The sequence below is a fragment of the Parasphingorhabdus halotolerans genome (assembly GCF_012516475.1).
Lineage (GTDB): Bacteria > Pseudomonadota > Alphaproteobacteria > Sphingomonadales > Sphingomonadaceae > Parasphingorhabdus > Parasphingorhabdus halotolerans.
On the sequence record NZ_CP051217.1, the window covers coordinates 499,762 to 517,389 of the forward strand.

Here is a 17,628-nt window from a genome sequence, read left to right on the forward strand (position 1 = left end):
TCTTTCACGCATTGGCGCTTGGCCGCGCCGAAATGCGCGCATGCCAATCTAGCAAATGATCAAGCTCCTTCGGAATGCTTATGCCTATAAATTTGGCAAACTCCACCGTCGAAAACAAAATTATATCAGCCATAGTAAACTGTGAGCCCGCTAAAAAATCCGTTTCGCCGAGCCTTTCGTCGCACATCGAAAAGCCATCAAAAGTACGTCCGCGATTGCTTTTGCCATATTCCGGAAAATGTTGGATCGGTAGCTTTGCGGTTAGAGGATGGGTGTGAACCCAAACCTTGCCAACCGGCTCCATGACCAGCATTTCCGCGCGCCGCATCCACATGTCGATCACGCCAATCTCTTTTGGTGTCTCGCCAAAAAGAGGGTTTTCGGGATGTAGCGCCTCGAGATAACGGCAAATAGCGACGCTTTCTGTTAGCACCGATCCGTCGTCCAATTTCAATGCCGGCGTTTGACCACGCGAATTGATCTTCAGAAATTCCGGAGATTTCTGCTCTCGCGCCATGATCGAAATGTCTTCAGTGGGTAAATCAATCCCTTTCTCGGCAGCAAAAATGCGGACGCGCTGTGGGTTTGGCGCGGGATTAGGACTGTTATAGAAAATCACTTGCCTTTAAATTCCGCCTTGCGTTTTTGCAGGAAGGCAATCGCGCCTTCCCTTGCGTCATTGCTATCTCCGGCCTTTCGTTGCCCCTCTGCTTCTTTTAGCAATGCAGTTGCGTAGTCGCTTTCCAGCGCAGCAGCCAAATTTTGACGCATCACGCCCAAGGCGACGGTTGGCCCGTTGGCCAAGCGCTTGGCGAGTGCCTGCGCTTCGCCCATCAGTGCATCATCTTCAACACATTTATAGACCAATCCCCATTCTGCGGCTTTTTCACCAGGAATTTTCTCGCCAAGCATCATCATTTCTGTCGCTCGTGCTTTACCAACCAGTCGCGTAAGCATCCAGCTTGCACCGCCATCGGGTACCAAGCCGATATTAACGAATGCCTGCAGGAAATAGGCTGACTTCCCGGCAATCGCAAAGTCACTGGCCAGCGCAATCGAGCACCCCACACCGGCGGCAGGGCCGTTCACTGCGGTGATCGTCGGAATGTCCAGCTTGGCAAGCTTCACCATTAGTGGATTATAATGCTGGTTCAGTGCCGCATAGCTACCCTGACCACCGCTCAGAGCGCTATCGTTTTTTGCCTGCAAATCCGCCCCGGCACAAAAGGCGCGCCCCTCTCCGGTGATTATTACAGCGCGCGCATCTTCCAGCTTATCTAACGCGATGAAAATATCATCTGCCATATCAAGCGAACAGGCGTTCAGGCGCTCAGGTTTGTTGAGCGTGATCGTCGCGATCTGTTCCGCTATGTCGAGTTTGATATTTTCGTAGGTCATTTTATTACACTCCGTTCGCCCTGAGCTTGTCGAAGGGCAGTTCTTGCGAGTTCATGCTTCGACAGGCTCAGCACGAACGGTTATTTTCTGAATCAATGCCCCTTCGGCGTTTCCATAATCTCGGTTAGCATCCCGCCCATATCCTTGGGATGCACAAAAAGATAAGCGTACCATGCGCGCCGATGCGCGGTTCGCCAAGCACGCGCTTGCCCATCGCTTCGAATTCAGCCTTTGCGGCGTGAATTTCTGGTACTTCAAAACAGATATGATGTTGTCCGCCCAGTGGATTTTTCGCAAGGAAGCCGTGAATGGGGCTGTCTTCGCCGAGTGGTTCGATCAATTCGATCTGCGTGCCGTTTGTCGGACCATCAGCGGGCGTGTCGACGAAGCAAACCTTCACGCCCTGCGCCGGCAAATCAAAGGGTTCGCAAATCGAGGTCGCACCCATAACATCGCGCCAATGGGCTATGCTATCGGTTATGGATGGCGTCACAACGCCGATGTGGTTCAGACGGCCTAGTTTCAATGTCCTTCTCCATGCGGGATAAATTTATGGATCAATGGGGCAAGCATAGCCCCAATGGCAACGCCCAATATTCCCGACAAAACTGCGAAACTGATGCCGCTGGCAAACGTCTGGCCGCCTTCGGGGAATAATCCGACCATGGGATGCGAGATTATATCGATAAGATGCTCCGGCCCATGCCAGCCAACCGCTGCGATGTTATGGACAAGCAATCCGCCGCCGACCCATGCCATTGCCAATGTCCCGATGATCGAAATTCCGGTGAGCAATTTGGGCATGAAAGTCACCAACCCGCGTCCAAAGGAAGCCACTGCGCCGTCATTCTTCGTCGCGAGATGCAAGCCGACATCGTCCATCTTCACAATCAAAGCGACCGCGCCATAAACGCCAACGGTGATCACAATACCGATCAGCGCGAGAATGAGTCCTTGCTGCCACCAGACCTGATCGGTGACTTCGGACAGGGCGATGGCCATAATTTCTGCGGACAAGATCAGGTCGGTACGAATGGCGCTGGCCACCATTTCATCCTCGCGGCCCGGGCCTTCGATTATCGCGGGTTCATCATGCTTGGTCGTCTCGTCAATATGGAGCCATTCCAGCACCTTTTCCGCCGCTTCATAACAAAGGAACAGACCACCAAAGATCAGAATAATCGGGATCAGAAACGGCGCGAACTGGCCAAGTAAAACCGCTGCGGGGAGCAGAAATAGCAGCTTGTTCTTGATCGATCCCTTGGCGATTTTCGCAATCATCGGCAGTTCGCGCGATGGATCGAAACCGGTCACATATTGCGGCGTAACGGCGGCGTCATCAATCACCACGCCCGCAGATTTGGTGCCCGCACGCGCGGCGGCGACACCAATATCGTCCATCGACGCGGCGGCGACTTTCGCAATGGCTGCGACGTCGTCGAGAAGGGCTACTAAACCGGTTGGCATTTAGGCGATGGCCCAGCCCGTCATTGCGAGGAGCGCAGCGACGCGGCAATCCAGAGCGTCAGCGCGTGTCGCTCTGGATTGCCGCGCTTCGCTCGCAATGACACTATTGTGCAATTTCATCAAACCAATCCTTCCATTGCGGGTTATTCTCTTCAATCAGTGCCAATTTCTTCTTCCTCGAACCAGCCTTTATCTGCTTTTCGCGCAGAATTGCCGCTTCCATATTGTCGTGCATCTCAAACCAGACCAGCATCTTGCAGCCATATCGCTTGGAAAAACCATCCATTACACCTTCTCGATGCTGCCAAGCTCGCTGAGGCAGATTGGATGTGACGCCCGTATTGACGGTTCCATTCCGCTTGTTCGCCATGATATAAACTGCAGGCTGCTTCATTCACAACGCCCTCACGCCCGTCATTGCGAGGAGCCGAAGACGACTTCGCTGCTCTATAATCGTCGTCATTGCGAGCGACCGAAGGGAGCGCGGCAATCCAGAGAGACTAAGCGACGCCCTGGATTGCTTCGCTGCGCTCGCAATGACGGAGACCAAAACGGTACGATCAAAATCGATCATAGTTCAGTGACCGACAGTGACCATTTTTTCGCGAAGCATTTCATGAATCCTGCCAGTGATTCTCGCTAGTTCGCTAAATTTTGATGGGTAAGACGACTTTACGTGTTCCAAGTATTTGGCTCGTTCAGCGTCAGCTTCTGCTTCGGACAAAGCATCCAGTTGATCGTCGAGTTCTAAGCTGGCCAAAGCAAAAAGTGACTGTTCTAGCTGAGTGAAAAAGATCATCAGATCGCATGTGGTTGCAAAGTGTCGTGAGCCATCGTTACCTTCGATGCTAACGGACAGGCCATTGCCTCCAGTTTCCAAGCCGCCATCAGTCGACAACCAAAATTGCTCGTCAAACACGCGAACAGACACCCCACCTACCTGCTCCGTGCGAAAAAACTTATCGCCTTCTGGATAATATATTTGCGACACTGCAATGCTCATAAATTCTCCTCACAACGGAATATTGTCATGCTTCTTCCAAGGATTCTCCAATTCCTTATTCCGAAGCTTCCTTAAACCCAGAGCCACCCGACGCCGCGTCGAATGCGGCAGGATCACCTCATCCACAAAGCCCTTTTGCGCCGCAATAAACGGGTTGGCGAAGCGCGCTTCATATTCTTGCGTTTTCTCGGCAATTTCTTCTTCGGTCTTGCCGCGAAAGATAATTTCGACCGCGCCTTTTGCGCCCATGACCGCGATTTCGGCAGTTGGCCACGCATAGTTCAGATCGCCGCGCAGATGCTTTGAGGCCATCACGTCATAAGCCCCGCCATAGGCTTTACGGGTGATGATCGTGATTTTCGGCACCGTTGCCTCGGCATAGGCAAACAGCAGTTTTGCACCATGTTTGATAATGCCATTATGCTCCTGCGAAGTGCCGGGCAGGAAGCCGGGAACATCGACCAGAGTGATAATCGGAATGTTAAATGCATCGCAATACCGGACAAAACGCGCGGCTTTTTTGGACGCATTGATATCGAGGCAACCAGCGAGAACCATAGGCTGGTTCGCCACCACGCCCACGGTGCGCCCTTCCATCCGGCCAAAACCGCAGATGATATTTCCGGCATGGGCGGGCTGGACTTCAAAGAAATCGCCCTCGTCCAGCATTTTGCGAATAACCTCGTGTATATCGTAAGGCTGGTTGGCATTGGCCGGGATCAGCGTGTCGAGGCTGTCCTCGATGCGATCCCAAGGATCAGCTGTTGGTCGCTCTGGGACTTCTTCGCGATTTGATAGCGGCATGAAGTCGATAAAATCACGCGCTGCGAGCAACGCCTCAATTTCATTCTCATATGCGACATCGGCAACGCTGGTCTTGGTGGTATGTGTCACCGCTCCGCCCAATTCTTCCTGCGTCACAATCTCGTTGGTCACGGTTTTGACCACATCAGGGCCAGTGACGAACATATAGCTGCTGTCCTTCACCATGAAGATAAAGTCGGTCATCGCGGGCGAATAAACCGCGCCACCTGCACATGGTCCCATGATTAGACTAAGCTGCGGGATAACGCCGCTGGCTAGCACGTTCTTCTGGAACACATCAGCATAGCCGCCCAATGACGCCACGCCTTCCTGAATACGCGCGCCGCCGCTGTCGTTGATGCCAATGACCGGTGCGCCGACTTTCATCGCGTTATCCAGAACCTTGCAGATTTTCTCCGCATGGCGTTCTGACAGGGAACCGCCGAATACGGTGAAATCCTGAGAGAAAACGAACACCAACCGGCCGTTAATTGTGCCAGAGCCGGTAACAACACCATCACCGGCAATCTTGGTTTCTTCCATGCCAAAATCGACGCAGTTATGTTCGACATACATATCGATTTCTTCGAACGAGCCCTCATCGAGCAGAATTTCGAGACGCTCGCGCGCAGTGAGTTTGCCCTTGGCGTGCTGGCTATCAATACGTTTTTGCCCGCCGCCAAGCATGGCTTCCGCGCGTTTGGCTTCCAGTTGTGCAATTATGTCCGGCATTGGTCCCCCAGGGTGAATCATTCGATGCGATATGCCCTAGTCAATGAACGCCGGGTAAGGCAATCGTCAAGATTGATTAATTGTCCGATTAAACTGCATTTGTAATTAATGCATGCCGTAGCGTCACTTTAGCAATACAAGTTCTTCCGCCATGCTCGGATGTAGCGCGATAGTATCATCAAAAGCCTGTTTGGTCAGGCCCGCTTTTACTGCCACTGCCGCGGCTTGAAGTATTTCTGGGGCATCGGGGCCTATCATGTGCAGGCCGAGGATTTTTTCAGTCGTCTGCTCTACAATCATTTTATAGAGACTGCGTTCGGGGCGGTCGGCAAATGCGTTGCGCATCGCCCGAAAATCCGACGAATAGACCTTGATATTGCCATATTTCATCCGCGCTTCGCCTTCCGTCATACCGACAGAGGCGATTGGCGGCTGAGAAAAGACCGCCGATGGGATGCAGCTATAGTCGACGGTTTTGGGCGTGTTGTTAAACACTGTTTCGGCAAAAGCCTGTCCCTCGCGGATAGCGACCGGCGTCAATTGCACCCGATCTGTTACATCGCCGACGGCATAGATATTATCGACATTGGTCTGGCTATACTCATTGACCTTGATCGCGCCTTTGTCGTTGGTTTCGACGCCAGCGTTTTCGAGGCCCAAGCCGTCGATTTTCGGGCGTCGTCCGGTAGCGGCAAGAACAACATCTGCGCGCATGGCCGGTTTGCCGTCCATATAGACATCCAGCGCACCATCTTCGCGTTTCTCAATCTTGTCGAACGTGCAGTTAAATTTGTAATTGATGCCTTTGGTAAGGGCTATCTGCAGCAACCGGTCGCGCAGGCTCTCGTCATATCCGCGCAGAATCACCGATGACCGGTTCACGACAAAGACTTCGCTACCCAATCCATTGAAGATACCAGCAAATTCATTAGCGATATAACCACCGCCGGAAATGATAATTGTTTCGGGAAGCTTATCGAGGTGGAACATCTCGTTGGAGGTCAGCATATGCTCGCTGCCCGGAAACTCAGGTACATCGGGCCATGCACCAACCGCGATCAGGATATATTTTGCAGTTACGGTCTTGCCGCTTGCCAGTTTGATTTCATGCGGGCCAGCAATCTCGGCGCGTTCGAGGATGATCTCGACATCGTGATTTTTGAGCGTTTCGGTATAGGCGTTATTCAGCCGGTCGACGTCCTTCAAAATATGATCACGCAATTTTATCCAGTCAAACTTCGCATTTTCCCAAGTCCAGCCAAAATTCTTGCCATCTTCGAGATCTTCAGAAAAATGGGAGCCATAAACCAGCATCTTCTTTGGCACACAGCCACGAATGACACAGGTGCCGCCGACGCGATATTCTTCTGCTACGGCAACTTTGGCACCATAGGAAGCAGATACGCGGGCAGCACGGGTGCCGCCGGAGCCTGCGCCAATAACAAAGAGATCATAATCATATTCGGGCATTCCATATTCCTCTGTTTCTAGGACCCAAACGCCCGTATTTTCAACTGTTCGGTCGAAGCATCCAATTGGTTACCCTCACCCGATGAAAGTTGCCGTGCCATGTCTTTTCCGAGTTCGACGCCGAATTGATCGAACGGATTTATGCCCATTAAAGCCGCATTCGCGAAGGTTCGATGCTCATAAAATGCTATCAAAGCTCCAAGGGTTCGAGCATCCATTTGTTCCATCAATATGGTCACGGAAGGCCTGTCACCGGGGTAGTTTCGATTAAGATCGTCAGATTTTTTACCTGCCATCAAGGCGGCTCCCTGTGCAAAACAATTGAGCAGCAGCTCCTCGTGGTGAGCGATATCTAACGAATGGCCAGGTTCCTTTACTGCCAGGAATTCAACCGGAACCAAATGAGTGCCCTGATGGAGTAGCTGAAACACTGCGTGCTGAGCATCGGTACCGACGCCGCCCCAAACGATCGGGCTACTATTGATTTCCAGAGGATCACCATTTGCCGTGACGGATTTGCCATTGCTCTCCATTTCCAGTTGCTGAAGATAATCCGGCACCAGTTTTAGCCGTTCGTCATAGGCAAAAATTGCGCGCGTCTGGCAATTTCGGGCCTGTGTATAATACTGATCTGTAAAGGCTGCGATAATCGGGATATTCTGATCCACTGGAGAGTCTTTGAAATGTCTGTCCATTTCGGCAGCGCCCGCAAGCAAGTCTTCAAACGTATCGAAACCAAGTGTGAGCGCGATGCTGGCTCCAATTGACGACCATATCGAGTAACGACCGCCGACAGAGGGAGAAAATGGCAATATGCGGCTTTCGTCAACGCCCCACTTCACCGCCTGATCGGGATCTGCAGTCAATGCGATGATTTTTCCAAACGGGTCATTGACCCCTTCTTGCTTCATCCAATTCACAACCGAATCAGCATTGCGAAATGTTTCGGCCGTGGTGAAAGTTTTTGATGCGATAAAAAGCAAGGTTTTATGGGCGTCAAACCTCTCCAGCAACGGTTCCAGTGCTGTGCCATCAATATTTGAAACCACGGCGGTTTCATATTTCTCGTCCCCTATTTTCAGCGCTTCAAGAACCATTTTCGGACCAAGAGCCGAACCACCTATGCCGAGGTGAATGACATGCGCAATGTCTCCAAGGGCTCCGGCATCGATCGCTTGAACGAGGCCTTTCATTCGCGCGCGCAGCAGGGTGGCATTATCAACACTGGCAGCAGCACCCACGCCACGCTCGGCGGTATGCTCAGCCGCGCGATGTTCGCTGACGTTGACAATATCACCATTGAACAAGGCTTGGATTTTCTGCTCTATCCCCTGTTTCTTGGCAAAATCGGATAGCTCGATAAGCAGATCGTCGTTCAAATGTGTTTTCGAAAAGTCAAAATATATGCTCGATTGATCAAAGCTATATTTATTGACCCGATCCTTCTGCTCCGCAAAAAGTTCAATCAAACGGTGCTGCGAATGATTTCCCATGTCTCTCAACGTTTCCAAACCACAAACTTTCTATAATTGGTAAAGTGATCCCCTCGTCGCGGATATGATGGAACAGGCCTGTTATCAACCTGTGAGTTAGGCTTGACCGCGACAGGCATAATAAGCAAAGGGGCGCGATGGCAAATAATAGCTCTCAAAAATCTGAAACTCGCGATTTTATAGCGTTTCTTATCAAGCTCGGATTGTTCGTAGTAATCCTCCGGAGCTTCATTGTTTCGCCGTTTAATATACCTTCCGAATCGATGCAGCCACGTTTGATGGTGGGTGATTATCTTCTCGTAGCAAAGTGGCCTTATGGCTTTTCCAAGTACAGTATGCCGTTCAATGTCCCGGTGATACCGGGACGATTACTAGCTCATGCGCCGGAAAAAGGCGATGTCGTGGTTTTCAAAGCGCCACCGAGCGTTCGGGATGATTATATAAAACGCGTGATTGGCCTGTCGGGCGATATTATTCAGGTTACCGATGGTGTGGTCTCGGTAAACGGCAATGCAATTCAGCAGGAAAAAATCGAAGACTTCACGCATCTGCTTTCACCCAATAGTCCCTGTTATCGTGAGGAGTACGAAGCGGCAAACGACCGTGGCGAGCAAATCTGCCGCTATCCGCAATTTCTCGAAACCTTGCCGAACGGCAAATCATACAAGGTGCTGGACGTTACCGAAGGCTCAGAAGGTGACAACACAGAGGCATTTGTTGTACCAGATGGCTATATGTTTTTGATGGGCGACAATAGAGACCGAAGCGCAGACAGTCGTTTCCCGGCAGAGGATGGCGAGGCCATTGGTATGGTGCCGCAGGAAAATCTGGTCGGGCGCGCGCTCGTTTCGGTTTTTTCGACCGATGGATCTTCAGTCTGGTACAAGCCGTGGACATGGTTCACAGCCGCCCGCTGGAACAGAATTGGCGAGGGTTTTTGAGTAACTCAGCGCTTCTTGACTGGATATCCGAGATTGCCGGAAAAAAGCCAAAAGACGAAAATCTGTACATTCGCGCTGTGACACATGGCAGCTTTGGACCAGAGGATTTCCAGAGACTGGAGTTTCTCGGAGACAGAGTGCTTGGGCTAACGATCGCCTCCTTTCTTTATGAAAATTTCCAGGATGAACCGGAAGGTATGCTCTCGCAGCGCCTGAATGGCCTGGTCTCGGGGAAAGTCTGCGGCGAGATCGCTGATGCGCTGGGTGCATCAAATCATTTGCTTTTGGGAAAACAAGCCCGAGACGATGGCGCTAGGCAAAGCGCAAAAGTGCTCGGTGATGTTATGGAAGCGCTTATCGGAGCTGTATATCTGGATCACGGTATGGAAGCGGCACAAAAGTTTGTTTTGCGTCATTGGGAAAGCAAGATTTCCGGCATGGCGAGAGATGTTCGTCATCCTAAATCAGCACTCCAGGAATGGGCTGCCGCAAAGAACCGGAAAATGCCTGTCTATGAGTTGGTTGAGAAATCGGGCCCGCATCATGATCTGCGATTCACGGTAAAGGCCAGCGTACCCAATGTCGGCGAAGTCGAAGCGACCGCTTCCTCCATTCAAACCGCTGAAACAGCGGCAGCACAATTATTCTTGGAAAAATATACATGACCGAAAAATGCGGCGTCGTAGCGCTTATTGGTGCGCCCAATGCCGGGAAATCGACCCTTATCAACGCCCTTGTTGGCCAAAAAGTGGCTATCACCAGTTCAAAGCCGCAAACCACGCGAACGAGGTTGCTTGGCATCGCAATTGAGGGATCGGTGCAACTGCTTCTGGTTGATACGCCAGGTATTTTCGAACCGCGCAGGCGTCTCGATCGCGCGATGGTATCGGCAGCATGGGATGGCGCTGAAGACGCCGATATAATCGTGCTGCTTGTCGATGCGCGGGCTGGACTTGGAGACAAAGTCACCTCGATTGTGGAGAGGATCAAGCATCGATCTGAAAAAACCATATTGGTGATGAACAAGGTGGATATCGCGGCAAAGGACAAGATGCTCAAACACACCGCAAAATTGCACGAAATACATGATTTTGAAGAGACATTTTTTGTCAGTGCAAAAACCGGTGATGGTTTGGAAGAGCTCAGAACATATTTGGTTGCGGCGATGCCGGAAGGGCCTTGGCATTTCCCCCGAGATCAGGTTTCAGATGCCAGCGAACGCATATTGGCAGCGGAAATTACTCGCGAGCAAATATTCCGCCAACTACATGCTGAACTGCCCTATGCGACCGCGATCGCAATGGAGCAATATAAGGAACGGCCAGACGGTTCCCTGGAGATTCACCAGCAAATACTCGTCGAAAAAGCGAGCCAACGCGCGATAATTTTGGGCAAAGGCGGTCACCAAATCAAAGAGATCGGAGCCAAGGCACGCGCGGAACTCTCTGATATTCTCGGCAAAAAGGTACATCTCTATTTGCACGTAAAAGTCAGTGCAAACTGGGATGAAGACCAGAGTCTGTATCAGGACATGGGACTGGACTGGGTCAAATAGTCCATGTTGTAATTGCCATTCCTACTTTCGCAGGAATGGCTTCGCGCATTATTTCGCAGCGACCGTGGTCGCCGGTTTCTTAGCAGCCGCCTTTTTCTTGGCCGCTGGTTTTTTCTTGGCAGCCGGCTTCTTTTTTGGAGCTGCTTTCTTCTTGCGTTTTTTGGCAGGCCCTTTGGCGGCCCGAATATCAATGAGCTGCGCTGCTTCTTCCAAAGTCAGTTCATCTTTATCGACCGTCTTTGGCAGTGACGCGTTGGTCGTGCCGTCTGTGACATAAGGTCCGAAGCGACCATCCATCAATTTGACTTCTTCTTCGGTGCGCGGATGCTTGCCCAAAATCTTGAGCGGTTCCATTTTTCCGCGACCACGACCCGGTCCTTTATTGGCGGCATCTGCCAGCTTTGCTACCGCTGCGTTCATACCGATTTCAAACACTTCCATGGTGTTATCAAGGCTCGCTGATTTACCGTTGTGGCTGAGATAGGGACCGTAGCGCCCCAATTGCGCCATCACCGGCTCTCCGCTTTCGGGGTGTTTGCCAACTTCGCGAGGTAGGGAGAGCAGTTTGACCGCCCATTCCAGACCAAATTCATCCGCCGGAATATCTTTGGGAATAGACGAACGCTTCGCTTCCTTGCCCTCACCTTTCTGGACATACGGGCCGAAACGGCCAACTTTTTTCTCAATCTTTTCGTCTGTATCGGGATCGATACCCAATTCTTCCGGACCTTCATCCTCTGCGGCATTGGCGCCACCTTGTCCGAAGCGTCGTGTATATTTGCATTCCGGGTAATTAGAACAGGCAACAAAGGCACCAAATCGACCACCACGCAGGGCTAGCTTGCCTTCATTGCAACGCGGGCAAAGTCTTGCATCGGTCCCGTCTTCTTTTTCCGGGAACAAATATGAACCCAGAAATTTATCAAGTTCTTCGGTCACTTCCGATGGAAGTTTTTCCATAACTTCCAACGTCTTAGGTTTGAAATCATGCCAGAAAGCTTCCAGAATTTTCTGCCATTGCGCGCGCCCGCCACTGACTTCATCCAGTTCGTCTTCAAGCCCGGCGGTGTAATCATAGGCAACATAGCGTTCGAAAAAGCGTTCCAGAAAACTGGTGAGTAGCCGACCGCTATCTTCGGCGAAAAAGCGATTGCTTTCGGTCCGCACATAGGCACGGTCTTTCAGCGTTTTAATGACCGAGGCATAAGTGGAAGGTCGGCCAATGCCGAGTTCTTCCATTTTCTTCACCAGACTTGCTTCGCTATAGCGCGGTGGTGGCTGGGTAAAATGCTGGTTGGCTTCCACCGATTTCTTGGCAGGGCTATCGCCTTTGGACATGGGCGGCAGCAACCCGCCGTCCTCGTCAGCGCTGTCGTCACGACCTTCTTCATAAAGCGCAAGAAAACCGGGGAATTTGACGACTTGCCCTGTTGTGCGAAGACCGGTTTGACCAGTGCCATCAAGCATTTCTACAGTTGTCCGCTCGAGGCGGGCGGGTGCCATCTGGCTTGCCATCGCGCGCTTTAGAATAAGGTTGTAAAGCTTGGCGTGATCACCGCTCCCAACCTTTTCGGTTGTAAAACTTGTCGGGCGAATCGCTTCATGCGCTTCCTGGGCGTTTTTCGCTTTGGACTTGTAGATGCGCGGCTTGTCCGGAACATAGCTTGCATCATAGCGATCGGAAATGGCCTTTCGGGCTGCCGATATAGCGCTGTGATCCATCTGCACACCATCCGTACGCATGTATGTAATCGCGCCATCTTCATAAAGCTGCTGTGCCAGTCGCATCGTATCACTGGCGGAATACCCCAGCTTGCGCGCAGCCTCTTGCTGCAATGTCGAAGTGGTAAACGGCGGTGGTGGATTGCGAGTTAGCGGCTTGGTTTCCACCGTTTCTACCGTGAACAGTCCGTTTTCTACCGATGCTTTAGCCGCCATCGCGAGTTTTTCATTGGCAAGATCATGTTTGGCGAGTTTTTTGCCCTGATGAATAGTCAGCCGCGCTTCAAAGGCTTGTCCGCCCTGCTCCATTTGGGCAATAACCGACCAATATTCAGTCGGTTTGAAGGCTTCTATTTCGCGCTCACGCTCGACGATAAGACGCAGCGACACGGACTGAACCCGGCCTGCAGATTTTGCGCCGGGAAGTTTGCGCCAAAGCACTGGAGACAATGTGAAGCCAACGAGATAATCCAGCGCCCTGCGCGCACGATATGCATCGATCAGATCGGTGTCGAGTTCCCGGGGATGGGCCATAGCCTCAGTGACCGCAGCCTTTGTGATCGCGTTAAACGTAACCCGGTCAACCTTCTCCGGCAGGGCCTTGCGCGCCCTCAGCACTTCCTGAACATGCCAGCTGATCGCCTCGCCTTCCCGGTCAGGGTCGGTTGCGAGAATTAAGCGCGTCGCTTTTTTGGATTCGTCGGTAATGGCTTTGAGTTGTTTGGTTTTGTCGGAATAATTCTGCCATGTCATCGCGAAACCATCGTCGGGATCAACCGAACCATCCTTTGGCGGCAGATCGCGGATGTGCCCATAGGAGGCGAGAACCTTGAAGTCCTTTCCGAGATATTTTTCGATTGTTTTGGCTTTTGCCGGCGACTCAACGATAACTAATTGCATATTTCTCGATTTTCATTTCTCTCACGTACGCGCGAGGCTGTGGCAGTATATGGCCATTCGTCAAGGGCGAAGTTCCAATAATTTGGGAATTAGATCAATATTGTTACCGCAAGCTCACCTTGGCGCCGGCATGACGCTGGAGTCTTTCTGCCAGTTCCAGTTCCAGCAGAATCAATTGCACAGATGCTGGTGGAAGCCCGGATTGCCGGACCAATTCATCAACGGAGACCGCCGTCATCCCAAGTAGATCGATCAGCGATCGTCGATCTGCGTTATCGACCTCGGTTGATCCATTTTCTTTCAGTTCATTGTTATTGCCCGAAGGCTGTAAAAAGTCATATTTTTGATTTCCGGTTTCAGCGCGATCATCAAAATGCTGAATAAGCTCGATGATGTCGTCGGCAGATTGCACTAGAGTTGCGCCCTCCCTGATGAGATTATTACATCCCTTTGAGCGCGGATCGAGCGGTGATCCCGGTACGGCCATGACGTGACGGCCATTTTCATTCGCTAGCCTTGCGGTAATTAGAGAACCCGATCTTGGCGCCGCCTCCACAACGACGGTGCCTCGCGCCAATCCCGCGATAATGCGGTTCCGAAAAGGAAAATGCCGCGCGCGCGGTTCGGTGCCGACAGGCTGCTCGGCCATCAACAAGCCGCGGGTGGCGATGTCATCCTGCAGGGTCTTATTCTCTGGGGGATAATAGACGTTAATACCTCCTGCAATGACCCCGATTGTGCCACTTGCAATTGATCCTTGATGGGCTGCAGTATCGATACCCCGTGCCAAGCCGGAAACTACTGCGATACCGGATTGAGTCAGAGAATGGGCAAGTTCTCTGGCAAAGCGGCAGGCAGCAGCAGAAGCATTACGCGCACCAACCATGGCTATGACTGGTCTAAGCAATATTTCCAAATTGCCGCGCCAGGTAATGACTGGCGGTGCATCGCTCAGTTCCGACAATAAACCTGGATAATTGGCATCGCCCAGAAACAGCAGGTTCGCGCCCAAATTTCTGACAGCCGCCAGTTCCTTTCCGATGGCGCTTTGATCTGCGATTTTGGGCGCTCGCCCACCGCCTCTTGCGGCCAAATCCGGGAGACCTTGCAATGCGTCCGCTGCGTTTCCGAATCTCCGGAGCAAATGCTGGTAACTGACAGGTCCAATATTGGCAGAACGAATTAACCGCAGCCGGTCGAAATCATTTTGGGAAAATTCAACCCGGCTATTCAAGAAGCACCAACTTTGGGTTCCTCGCCTGCCATTAGTCTTTCGATATTGCCGCGATGTTTCCAGCAAACCAGCAAAGCAAATCCGATGAACATCGGCACCCAGGCAATTTTGCCAATAACGACAGCGGTTACGGGAACCGAGACAGCGGCAAGCATTCCGCCGACCGATGAATATCGCCAGATAGCCAGTGAGCCAAGCCATGTGACTGCAAACACGAGACCTGCCAAAGGACTAAGCGCCGTCACCACGCCCAATAACGTAGCGACGCCTTTACCTCCGTTAAACCGGAGCCAGACGGGATATAAATGTCCCAGAAATGCACCTAATCCGGCGAGAACGCCCAAACCTTCGGACAATAGTCCAGCCAAAATGACGGCCACCGCACCTTTTGCTATATCCAAAATGAGAGTGAGCGCCGCGATTCCCTTGTTGCCTGTGCGCAAAACATTGGTGGCACCAATGTTGCCGGAGCCAATGGCGCGTAAGTCGCCGGCGCCAGATAGTTGTGTGAGCAATAATCCAAAGGGGATCGAGCCAAGCAAGTAGCCAAATATCAGCGCCAGAATAGGTTCAATCCACATGGATTGCATTGTTGTTACCCCTTATTAACTCGTCGCTATCCTTATTAACTCTGCTGGGCAAGAGTCTCACCATATAAAAACAGTCAAGACCAATTGGTTGCAAGATGAATTGAAAGAGTTGCGACCACGCAGCGATAATGACTATGAGAGTTTCATGTCAGCTCAGAGCATTGCCACCACAGCACCCCTCTTATTTTTTGATACCGGCGTTGGCGGACTTTCTGTTCTGCGGGAAGTACGGAAACTTCTTCCAACCGCGCCGATCGTTTATGCCGCAGACTATGCAGGATTGCCTTATGGTACAAAGTCCGAGGGTGAACTGGCTGCTCGCGTTCCCGCTCTTCTGGGACGGCTGGTCGAGCGATACAAGCCGCAACTGGTCACGATTGCCTGCAATACGGCATCTACGATCGCACTGGACTATGTTCGCGCGGCCCTAAATATCCCAGTGGTGGGAACGGTGCCGGCGATCAAACCAGCGAGCCTTATGACCAAAACGGGCGTTATCGGCCTTTTGGGAACACAGGCGACGATCAGGCAGGGCTATGTTGATCGCCTCGCATCGGAATTTGCGGCAAATAAGACGTTGTTGCGTCACGGTTCGCCCGATCTGGTTTACGCGGCCGAAGCAAAGTTGCGAGGTGAAAAGCCGGATCAGCCAGTTATTCAAGCTGCTGTCGATGGTTTACTGTCTCAACCGGGCGGCGACAATATGGATGTGATGATCCTCGCATGCACGCACTTTCCCTTAGTGCAATCCGAGTTACAGGAAGCCATTGGTCGTGACATTCAGTTTGTTGATGGCTCGAAAGGAATAGCACGCCGGATAGAGCATCTTACAGCAGGCACAATTTGGCCATCAGTCCCAGATAATGGTATTTTTGTTACAACGGGTCAATTGGACGAAATGGACGCTTATCGTCCAGTTTTGCAGAGTTTTGGGCTGGAGCACGTTGAGACTTTGTGATGCAAAAACCTTATTGCGAACCGTTCGCGCTGGAAATTTTGACAAGGGGCGGTTAAAGGCCATTCCCAGAAGGATCGCACCGGACAGGAATGACGTAGGGAACGGGCATAGTGGACTACAACAAAGTTTTTGATCAGGCGATTGATCGTCTCCATGCGGAAGGGCGCTACCGGGTATTTATTGATATCCTGCGCAACAAGGGCTCCTTCCCCAACGCGCGCTGTTTTGCTCATCACAATGGCCCCAAGCCAGTCACCGTATGGTGCTCCAATGATTATCTCGCGATGGGACAGCACCCCGATGTGATCGCCGCGATGGAAGAAGCGCTGCATGACGTGGGCGCAGGCTCTGGCGGCACACGAAACATCGGTGGTAACACGCACTACCATATTCAACTCGAGAAAGAGCTTGCAGACCTGCATGGCAAATCGGGTTCTTTGTTGTTCACATCGGGCTATGTTTCCAATGAAGCCACGCTCTCAACGCTGACCAAAATTTTACCCGGGTGCATTATTTTTTCCGATGAACTTAATCACGCTTCCATGATCGCGGGCATCAAAAATAGCGGTTGTGAAAAACGCGTCTTCCGGCACAATGATCTTGAGCATCTTGAGGAACTTCTGGCCGAATCGGATCCCGACCTGCCCAAGCTGATCGCTTTTGAGAGCATTTATTCCATGGACGGCGATGTCGCGCCGCTCCACGCGATTTGTGATCTGGCTGATAAATATAACGCGCTTACTTATTGTGACGAAGTGCACGCCGTCGGCATGTACGGCGATCATGGCGGCGGAATATCAGAGCGCGATGGAGCCGCTGATCGAATTACCATCATCGAAGGCACATTGGCCAAAGCGGTAGGCGTAATGGGTGGTTATATTACAGCTGACCAGAAAATCGTGGATGTGATCCGTTCCTACGCACCGGGTTTCATTTTCACGACCAGCCTTTCGCCGGTTCTGGTTGCCGGAGCGCTGGCAAGTATTCGCCATCTCAAGCAATCGTGCGAAGAGCGGGACGGCCAGCAGGCTGCGGCGCAAAAGCTCAAGGATTTATTTGCTGATGCAGGCTTGCCGGTCATGGATTCCACAACGCATATCGTTCCCCTGCAAGTGGGCGACCCGGTTAAGGCCAAGAAAATCAGTGATATTTTGTTGGCGGAATACGGTGTTTATGTGCAACCGATCAACTATCCCACTGTTCCGCGTGGCACCGAGCGTTTGCGTTTCACGCCCGGGCCTGTGCACACTGAAGAGATGATGGTTGACCTCACCAAGGCGTTGGTTGAAATCTGGAGCCGGATGGAATTGCGGCTTGCTGCATAACAAAGCAGCTAACAAGAACATTACTGGAACTTTTCG

General features: G+C 51.8%; 16 protein-coding genes and 1 pseudogene. 5 read left to right on the forward strand and 12 right to left on the reverse strand.

The features are described 5' to 3' along the window. Window positions 1-4 precede the first annotated feature (4 nt). From HF685_RS02330 to pgi, 9 genes and pseudogenes are all read right to left on the reverse strand, one after another. Entirely contained in the window at window positions 5-619 is a 615-nt protein-coding gene (locus HF685_RS02330) for a glutathione S-transferase family protein (RefSeq protein WP_168818126.1), read from the reverse strand. Next, a complete protein-coding gene (locus tag HF685_RS02335; protein WP_168818127.1) occupies window positions 616-1,398 on the reverse strand; it encodes an enoyl-CoA hydratase-related protein in 783 nt (260 codons plus the stop codon). The genes HF685_RS02330 and HF685_RS02335 overlap by 4 nt, the downstream gene beginning before the upstream one ends. Window positions 1,399-1,490: 92 nt before the next feature. After that, a pseudogene (gene mce, locus HF685_RS02340) lies at window positions 1,491-1,924 on the reverse strand (methylmalonyl-CoA epimerase). Beyond that, entirely contained in the window at window positions 1,921-2,865 is a 945-nt protein-coding gene (locus HF685_RS02345; protein WP_168818128.1) for a DUF808 domain-containing protein, read from the reverse strand. The pseudogene mce and the gene HF685_RS02345 overlap by 4 nt, the downstream one beginning before the upstream one ends. 103 nt (window positions 2,866-2,968) lie before the next feature. Next, entirely contained in the window at window positions 2,969-3,259 is a 291-nt protein-coding gene (locus HF685_RS02350; RefSeq protein WP_168818129.1) for a GIY-YIG nuclease family protein, read from the reverse strand. Between the two features lie 183 nt (window positions 3,260-3,442). Next, the gene (locus HF685_RS02355) at window positions 3,443-3,868 is read right to left on the reverse strand and encodes a hypothetical protein (RefSeq protein WP_168818130.1); all 426 of its coding nucleotides are present in this window, start codon (window positions 3,866-3,868) and stop codon (window positions 3,443-3,445) included. A gap of 9 nt (window positions 3,869-3,877) precedes the next feature. Beyond that, on the reverse strand, window positions 3,878-5,404 hold the full coding sequence (locus tag HF685_RS02360; protein ID WP_168818131.1) for an acyl-CoA carboxylase subunit beta: 1,527 nt from the start codon (window positions 5,402-5,404) through the stop codon (window positions 3,878-3,880). Window positions 5,405-5,527: 123 nt separating this feature from the next. Then, window positions 5,528-6,874 carry a glutathione-disulfide reductase gene (gor, locus tag HF685_RS02365; RefSeq protein WP_168818132.1) on the reverse strand — a complete coding sequence of 449 codons (1,347 nt, stop codon included), beginning with the start codon at window positions 6,872-6,874 and terminating at the stop codon, window positions 5,528-5,530. 17 nt (window positions 6,875-6,891) lie between these two features. Continuing rightward, on the reverse strand, window positions 6,892-8,367 hold the full coding sequence (gene pgi / locus HF685_RS02370) for a glucose-6-phosphate isomerase (protein ID WP_168818133.1): 1,476 nt from the start codon (window positions 8,365-8,367) through the stop codon (window positions 6,892-6,894). Window positions 8,368-8,504: 137 nt separating this feature from the next. Here pgi and lepB point away from each other — a divergent pair, with 137 nt between their 5' ends. From lepB to era, 3 genes are read left to right on the forward strand one after another with little or no spacing between them, the layout of a single operon-like run. Beyond that, a complete protein-coding gene (gene lepB / locus HF685_RS02375) occupies window positions 8,505-9,308 on the forward strand; it encodes a signal peptidase I (protein ID WP_168818134.1) in 804 nt (267 codons plus the stop codon). Then, on the forward strand, window positions 9,305-9,973 hold the full coding sequence (gene rnc, locus HF685_RS02380) for a ribonuclease III (protein WP_246218709.1): 669 nt from the start codon (window positions 9,305-9,307) through the stop codon (window positions 9,971-9,973). Before lepB ends, rnc begins: the two co-directional genes overlap by 4 nt. Then, complete coding sequence (era, locus tag HF685_RS02385) at window positions 9,970-10,863, forward strand: GTPase Era (protein ID WP_168818136.1); 894 nt, start codon at window positions 9,970-9,972, stop codon at window positions 10,861-10,863. Before rnc ends, era begins: the two co-directional genes overlap by 4 nt. A gap of 48 nt (window positions 10,864-10,911) precedes the next feature. Here era and topA read toward each other — a convergent pair whose 3' ends face one another. The 3 genes from topA to plsY form a co-directional block, all read right to left on the reverse strand. Next, window positions 10,912-13,485: a type I DNA topoisomerase gene (gene topA / locus HF685_RS02390; RefSeq protein ID WP_168818137.1), complete on the reverse strand. Its 2,574-nt coding sequence runs from the start codon at window positions 13,483-13,485 to the stop codon at window positions 10,912-10,914. Between the two features lie 103 nt (window positions 13,486-13,588). Then, window positions 13,589-14,719 carry a DNA-processing protein DprA gene (gene dprA, locus HF685_RS02395; RefSeq protein ID WP_168818138.1) on the reverse strand — a complete coding sequence of 377 codons (1,131 nt, stop codon included), beginning with the start codon at window positions 14,717-14,719 and terminating at the stop codon, window positions 13,589-13,591. Beyond that, window positions 14,716-15,309: a glycerol-3-phosphate 1-O-acyltransferase PlsY gene (gene plsY / locus HF685_RS02400; protein WP_168818139.1), complete on the reverse strand. Its 594-nt coding sequence runs from the start codon at window positions 15,307-15,309 to the stop codon at window positions 14,716-14,718. Before plsY ends, dprA begins: the two co-directional genes overlap by 4 nt. A gap of 145 nt (window positions 15,310-15,454) precedes the next feature. Here plsY and murI point away from each other — a divergent pair, with 145 nt between their 5' ends. Then, window positions 15,455-16,267: a glutamate racemase gene (gene murI, locus HF685_RS02405; RefSeq protein ID WP_168818140.1), complete on the forward strand. Its 813-nt coding sequence runs from the start codon at window positions 15,455-15,457 to the stop codon at window positions 16,265-16,267. 110 nt (window positions 16,268-16,377) lie between these two features. Next, window positions 16,378-17,592 carry a 5-aminolevulinate synthase gene (gene hemA / locus HF685_RS02410; RefSeq protein ID WP_168818141.1) on the forward strand — a complete coding sequence of 405 codons (1,215 nt, stop codon included), beginning with the start codon at window positions 16,378-16,380 and terminating at the stop codon, window positions 17,590-17,592. The last annotated feature ends 36 nt before the right edge of the window (window positions 17,593-17,628 follow it).

Bases quoted from the DNA above. Each gene is read 5' to 3' on its own strand.
- HF685_RS02335 (WP_168818127.1), bottom strand. From the start codon at position 1,398: ATGACCTACGAAAATATCAAACTCGACATAGCGGAACAGATCGCGACG.
- HF685_RS02345 (WP_168818128.1), bottom strand. From the start codon at position 2,865: ATGCCAACCGGTTTAGTAGCCCTTCTCGACGACGTCGCAGCCATTGCG.
- HF685_RS02350 (WP_168818129.1), bottom strand. From the start codon at position 3,259: ATGAAGCAGCCTGCAGTTTATATCATGGCGAACAAGCGGAATGGAACC.
- HF685_RS02355 (WP_168818130.1), bottom strand. From the start codon at position 3,868: ATGAGCATTGCAGTGTCGCAAATATATTATCCAGAAGGCGATAAGTTT.
- HF685_RS02360 (WP_168818131.1), bottom strand. From the start codon at position 5,404: ATGCCGGACATAATTGCACAACTGGAAGCCAAACGCGCGGAAGCCATG.
- gor (WP_168818132.1), bottom strand. From the start codon at position 6,874: ATGCCCGAATATGATTATGATCTCTTTGTTATTGGCGCAGGCTCCGGC.
- pgi (WP_168818133.1), bottom strand. From the start codon at position 8,367: ATGGGAAATCATTCGCAGCACCGTTTGATTGAACTTTTTGCGGAGCAG.
- lepB (WP_168818134.1), top strand. From the start codon at position 8,505: ATGGCAAATAATAGCTCTCAAAAATCTGAAACTCGCGATTTTATAGCG.
- era (WP_168818136.1), top strand. From the start codon at position 9,970: ATGACCGAAAAATGCGGCGTCGTAGCGCTTATTGGTGCGCCCAATGCC.
- topA (WP_168818137.1), bottom strand. From the start codon at position 13,485: ATGCAATTAGTTATCGTTGAGTCGCCGGCAAAAGCCAAAACAATCGAA.
- plsY (WP_168818139.1), bottom strand. From the start codon at position 15,309: ATGCAATCCATGTGGATTGAACCTATTCTGGCGCTGATATTTGGCTAC.
- murI (WP_168818140.1), top strand. From the start codon at position 15,455: ATGTCAGCTCAGAGCATTGCCACCACAGCACCCCTCTTATTTTTTGAT.